We start from the raw sequence: 5,975 nt of genomic DNA on the forward strand, positions 1-5,975 counted from the left end.
TCATCCTAGAGCGCGAATAAAAGTGTATTCATTCGTTTTTCTATTAATCTAAGCATACACTAATTTCAGTCAAATAACCCGAGCTGTCAATCCACAAATACTAGGATTTTTTGGAGTGCATATTCATATGGCTGATGTGATTACATAGGTTTGATGGGAATAGCTTGAAGCTATAGATAAGGGCGACCACTTAAAAATACATAGGTTAGAAATTATTTCATAAGATGCGGCTTTTTATATAATATAAGTTATAAAATATACAAATCTTAATAAAGCTAAAGGCAGCTTAGCGCCCCATATCGCTCCTTATTTTACCTTTTAGGGAATAAAATACTCTTTTTGGAAAATACATCGAAAACATCACATGAATGTTGGTTTAGCAACTAGTACTAAATAACTGATGAACTGCAAAGATCAGTATAAGGTCAGATCACTGACAAGTCATCTGTTAATTGGGACTATGTCTTAAGCTGTGGTCTTTGATAATTTATTTAAAGCTATTCAAATACGTTTATATTTGAAATCTTAATCCGCATTGTCCTGCCATTTTGAAAAATCACTAACTTTGCCAATCAATAATTGATAGATACATACAAGAGCGCTACAATGGTAAAGATTATGGTCGTAGAAGACAATGAACGTGTTGCTTCAAGTGTGAAGAAAGGATTGGCAAGTCAGGGCTATCTGGTCAATGTTTTTGGTGATGCCGAAGCTGCGATCAAAGAGATCAAATCTGTTGAATATGATTTGCTAATCATAGATATTATGTTACCAAGAATGAATGGCATAGAGCTCAGTAAACAGATGCGTGCGGCTTACCCCAGAATTCCCATCATCATGCTCACGGCGTTGGGCAGTATCGATGAAAAAATATCTGGCTTTGACGCTGGAGCAGACGATTATATGGTGAAACCCTTTGAAATACGCGAACTTTTTGCACGCATCGCCGTCTTGCTCAAGCGCCATCGTGAAATCAGTGAAGAAGAGATTAAAGGGCTGCTGACTTATGACCGTATCAATATTGATCTGCGTAGAAAACAGGTTCATAGTCAGGGACAGCTTGTCAAACTGACGCCAAAAGAGTTTGATCTCCTGCACTTCTTTTTGAAGCATAAGGAAACTATGCTCAGTAAGGATGAGATAGCACGTAATGTCTGGAGCAAAAACTTTGATACTGGTACGAATTATATTGACGTATATATCAATTATTTGCGTAAAAAAATAGATCGCGATTTTTCACCAAAATTGATTCATACGAAATCCGGACATGGATTTATTTTATCCAATAAAGAATGAAGATTGTTAATAGAACCTCCTGGGTATTTACGCTCTCTTCGGCAATCATCCTGTTTCTATTCGCGTATGCGGTTTATTTTTTTTCTGAACTAAATCGACAGGAGGAATTTGTGGACCGGCTGCGCTATAAGATCATCTGGCGCGCAGAAATTATTTTTGATGCTAAAGTACAGGAAAATCAGATCAGAAAAATTCACGAACAAAACAAAAAGCTAATCAACGAAGCGCAGATTACTGTTTTCGACCAGCAGAATAGGGTGGTTTTTTCGGATATAGGCGAACCGACGTATCCAGATGTTAGATTAGAATCGATCAAAAGGTCTAGTTTTTTAACTTGGGAACAAGGTAAAGAATTGTATATGGGCTTGAACTATCAGTTTGAGGGCAAGCCTTTTTTCTTGATCGGACATGCGTACGATCTAACGGGCTTTGCACATATGGAACGGCTAAAAAATATTTTGATAACGATCTATGTTGTTGCCCTGTTTTTTATTTTTTTCTCTTCATTTCTATTTGCACGTTATATTCTTAAGCCAATCAATTACATTATACACCAGATCAAGGATGTATCCGAACATAACTTGAGCACACGTGTCAGCTATAGTAATGCGAAAGACGAACTCTCAGAACTTATCGAAACATTCAACAATACGTTCAATCGGTTGGAAAAATCTTTCAACAACCAGCGCCATTTTGTATCCATTATTTCACACGAGTTTAGAACACCTTTGGCAGCTATGATCGCCGAACTGGAGTTGGCGCAGCAGCTGAATACCAATGTGGATGAGTATTGTGCCTCTATTGATAGGGCATTGCTCGATGCGAAAGAGGCTACGGTACTTTCGACAGCCTTGCTGGATTTTGCCCGGGCAAACTACGATAGTTCGCAGGTAAATTTTGAAGAAATCAGACTGGACGAAATACTGCTTGAAGCGAAATTAGTCGTCTTAGAGAAAAATAAAGAATATCGGGTGAGTATCTCTTTTGATGCAGATGCAGCAATCGACGAAGAAGAAATTTGGGTTTCTGCAAATGCCTACCTCTTGAAAGTGGCCTTTGCTAATCTGATCGAGAATGCCTGTAAATATAGTGCCGATCATTCTGCTCAGGTATTGCTCTCCAGGAATAATACCATAGCACAGGTGCAGGTAAAAGATAATGGTATCGGAATAGACAGCCGAGATATCCCGCATATCTTTGATTTGTTTTACCGTGTGGCGGGTACGCCTTCAAAAGACGGACATGGTATCGGCCTCTCAATTGTTCAGCGAATTATTGAGATGCATCAGGGTAACGTAGCGGTTAATTCAACTCTCCATGTAGGAACTGTGTTTTCAGTTGAACTTAAACTTGCCTATCCAAAGGGGCTTGAATAACCTAAAAATTCTAATGGTTTTCTAATAATATCACCGCCATATTCAGCCTAATTTTGACTTATCAAAAAAAACAAAATTAGGTTGAACCATGAATAGAAAACAGCTTACCTTGGCATTGTTCCTCAGTTTGGGACTAGGTAGCGCACAGCTCGCCGAGGCGCAAACCAATGATTTTGGAAATCCAAAACTTACTCATTTCTTAAATAAGGAGCATACACGTTATATCAGCTTCAGCGGATACGCTGAGCTGTGGGCGAGATATAGCCAGCTCAATCCGGGGAGTTTGGTAAACAACGAATCCGTTTCGAATGTATCTGATCTTTCTCTGCGGCGTGTTAGGGCGAAGATGACTTACAAGCCTACCGAAAATTTACTGTTTGTATTACAGATGGGGCCTACTAACGTAAACGTCAATAGCAAGACGAATACGTATATGGATCTCTTGGATGCCTATGCGGAATATAGTTTCAGTCCCAAACTTGCGATCGGTGGCGGCCGTTCGACCTGGCGTGGTCTTTCCCGATTTACAACAGGACCACTCAATACACTGCTTTACGATTTGCCTTTGTATGCGACATCCAATACTGGGGCGACTGATATGGTCGTGCGTGAAATGAGCATCTATGCAAAAGGGCAGCTTGGAAAATTTGACTATCGGGTGGTACTTGCCGATCCATATTCCGCCGCCAGTGCTGATCCAAAATTAAATAAGGCCACCTTTAGCAAAAATGAAGCACGCAAAGATGTGTCAGGCTACTTCCGTTACGCATTTCACGATAAAGAGAGTAACGAAACGCCATTCAATTCGGGTACATATCTCGGTAAAAAAGATGTGCTCAGCATAGGGGCTGGATTTGAGTATATGCACAATGCACTTTGGCATCTGGATGAACAGCAGATGACCAAAAATGACGATATGCGCAATTTTGCAGCGGATATCATCTATGATGCGCCCATCGACAAAGAGAAAGGAACTTCGATTAGTGCCTATGGTATGGCCATGCACAGCGATTATGGTCCTAACTATCTTCGCTTTGCAGGGACAAACAACCCCGCGACAGGTATCGATGCGGCCAATGCAAGCCTGAATGGTGCGGGAAATAGCTTGCCAAATGCTGGCACGGGAAATACATTTTACGCGCAGGTCGGCGGTACACTCCCTTATTTCAATCCATCCAAACATAATTTACAGCTGCAGCCAGCGGTTTCTGTACAAGTAGGGGACTACAAGGCATTGAAAGACAAAAGTCTAATTTATGATGCAGGTATCTCGCTACTGATGCACGGTAATAGCAGCCGGCTGACTTTTGATGCGCAAAATCGTCCGATCTATAATTTAAATGCTGCGGATCAAGCTGTGGTAACTGATCACAAGTGGGCATTTGTGCTTAAATATAGAATTGATTTTAATTAAATAGCAATAACATGAAAAGGAAAGATTTTATCCTTACACTAGGTACTGCTGGTGTTATGAGCTTTGCGTCCACCTCACTGATGGCAAAAGAGAAAAAAGAAAAAACTAAAAAAGTGTATTTCCACTATTTGCTTTTTTGGTTAAAACCTGACTTGTCTGCTGAACAGGTAGAAGAGTTTAAACAGTTTTTTGAAGGTCTTAAAAAACTTCCCTATGTCAAAAATGTACGTTATGGCAAGCCTGCTGCTTCTTCACCAAGAGCGGTATTGGACAACTCGTTTACCTACAATGCGTCCATGGAATTTGCGACGCTGGAAGAAATGGAGGCTTATGGTAAACTACCGGGCCACCTCGCCCTTGTCGCTAAATACAAACCCTATTTTGAACGGATGATGGTGCACGATACGGTTTATGAATTCTAAAATTAAAACAACAAAATAATAATTTCAAAGATTACAAAATGAAAATGATATCCAAACTAGCTATTGCTTGCGTACTGGCAGCATCAAGCTTAAACGCTGTGAAAGCGCAAGAAGGTCATGGGAAAATTAAGGAGGTAAAGGTGGAAGCTGAAGGTGAAATGCCTGCGGTACGATTGATCAATAATCCAGACGGAACCTGCTCGTTTCAAAAAGGCTTTATTCCAACATTAAAACACGCCAATACGAGTACATTTTGGACAAGCAATAAGACCGAAGAATGGGAGAAAAATGCTCATCCAGCTCCAAGAAGACAATATGTGGTTACGCTAAAGGGTAAAATCAGGTTTAAAGTCAGCGATGGCTCAACTTTTTTGATCAAACCTGGTACAATTCTTTTGGCTGAAGATTTGAAAGGTACTGGGCATAGCTGGCAAATGGTTCATTCAAAAAGCTGGGAAAGATTGTATATCCCTATCAACGAGGGGGCTGATGATCTTTTCGTAGCAAAAAATGACTAATATTTATGTTGTGCCGCAGTCTGACCTGTGGCACAACATTGCCAGTAATTTTTCTTGTATCCTATCGTTTCCTCTTTTTTGTTTCGTCATCAAATGTTTCTAAAGGCTATTGGATTTTCACTGTACGACGCCAATTTTTATGTTGAGCCTTTTTTCGAAAGGACAGGTTGGACCATGATGGCCTTTAAGAATTATTGCTTTATCTTGGATCTTCCCATTGGACCAAGACTATGATCACCTTTTCTAAAAACATTTTATTTTCTTTTATCTTTTGCCTGTATTTTCACAGCTGCAAGGTCAGTCCCAATGGCCCATTTAAATGGCACCAGCGCATCGATATGACTGGTATGATAGGCACCAGCAACACAGGAGATCAAACGGTATCCACCGATGAGGATACCGGAAAGTCTTACCTGGTGTATTCCTACGGAAAAGGAAGAAACAAGATTTACATCTCACAAATTGGTGTAAAGGACGGTAAGGTAGGACTACTGGATTGTAATATGGTATTTAAAGGCGAGGGGCGAGAGGGGAACTGTATGTTCAAACATAATGGAAAATACTATTTATTTGCTTCCAACTTGTATGGCTGGGATTCCTCTTTTGCCTATTACTTAGTTTCAGATCATATTTACGGTCCATATACGCCCACCCATGAAATGCTGATCATGGAGGGCTCAGAGGACGATTATGCCCATGTCACGCAAACAGGATTTTTTGTAACGCTAAAAGGAACTAAAAAGCAGACAGTTATCTATTGTGGCGATAGATGGGCTAATTTTGCGGGTAATGGTCTGGGATTAACCAGTGGTGTCCTCTATCCTTTAATGGCTCGAAGCCTATTTTTAATTCCTTGAGTTCATGGAGCCTTCTTCCAACAACAGGAGAATGGCTGGTTAACAGTGACAATAATTATGTGAAGAACGGTAGTTTCGAGGCCGATAGAAGA

6 protein-coding genes are annotated in these 5,975 nt (G+C 40.3%); all 6 read left to right on the forward strand.

The genetic code is table 11. The annotated features are described in order from the left end of the window. The first annotated feature begins 606 nt into the window (after nt 1–606). The 6 genes from B3139_RS07475 to B3139_RS07500 all read left to right on the forward strand — a co-directional run bounded on the left by B3139_RS07475 (nt 607) and on the right by B3139_RS07500 (nt 5,883). Nucleotides 607–1,296 (forward strand): response regulator transcription factor, encoded by a 690-nt coding sequence (locus B3139_RS07475; protein WP_293881443.1) that lies wholly within the window; start codon nt 607–609, stop codon nt 1,294–1,296. Beyond that, nucleotides 1,293–2,672, forward strand: a complete 1,380-nt coding sequence (locus tag B3139_RS07480) for a sensor histidine kinase (protein WP_293881445.1) — start codon at nt 1,293–1,295, stop codon at nt 2,670–2,672. The genes B3139_RS07475 and B3139_RS07480 overlap by 4 nt, the downstream gene beginning before the upstream one ends. A gap of 88 nt (nt 2,673–2,760) precedes the next feature. After that, nucleotides 2,761–4,086, forward strand: coding sequence for a hypothetical protein (locus tag B3139_RS07485; protein ID WP_293881447.1), 1,326 nt, complete (start codon nt 2,761–2,763; stop codon nt 4,084–4,086). An 11-nt stretch (nt 4,087–4,097) separates the two neighbouring features. Next, nucleotides 4,098–4,508, forward strand: a complete 411-nt coding sequence (locus B3139_RS07490; RefSeq protein ID WP_293881449.1) for a Dabb family protein — start codon at nt 4,098–4,100, stop codon at nt 4,506–4,508. A 38-nt stretch (nt 4,509–4,546) separates the two neighbouring features. Then, the gene (locus tag B3139_RS07495; RefSeq protein WP_293881451.1) at nt 4,547–5,026 is read left to right on the forward strand and encodes a hypothetical protein; all 480 of its coding nucleotides are present in this window, start codon (nt 4,547–4,549) and stop codon (nt 5,024–5,026) included. Between the two features lie 230 nt (nt 5,027–5,256). After that, entirely contained in the window at nt 5,257–5,883 is a 627-nt protein-coding gene (locus tag B3139_RS07500) for a family 43 glycosylhydrolase (protein ID WP_293881453.1), read from the forward strand. Nucleotides 5,884–5,975 lie beyond the last annotated feature (92 nt).

This window comes from Sphingobacterium sp. UBA1498, from assembly GCF_002325125.1.
Classification (GTDB): domain Bacteria; phylum Bacteroidota; class Bacteroidia; order Sphingobacteriales; family Sphingobacteriaceae; genus Sphingobacterium.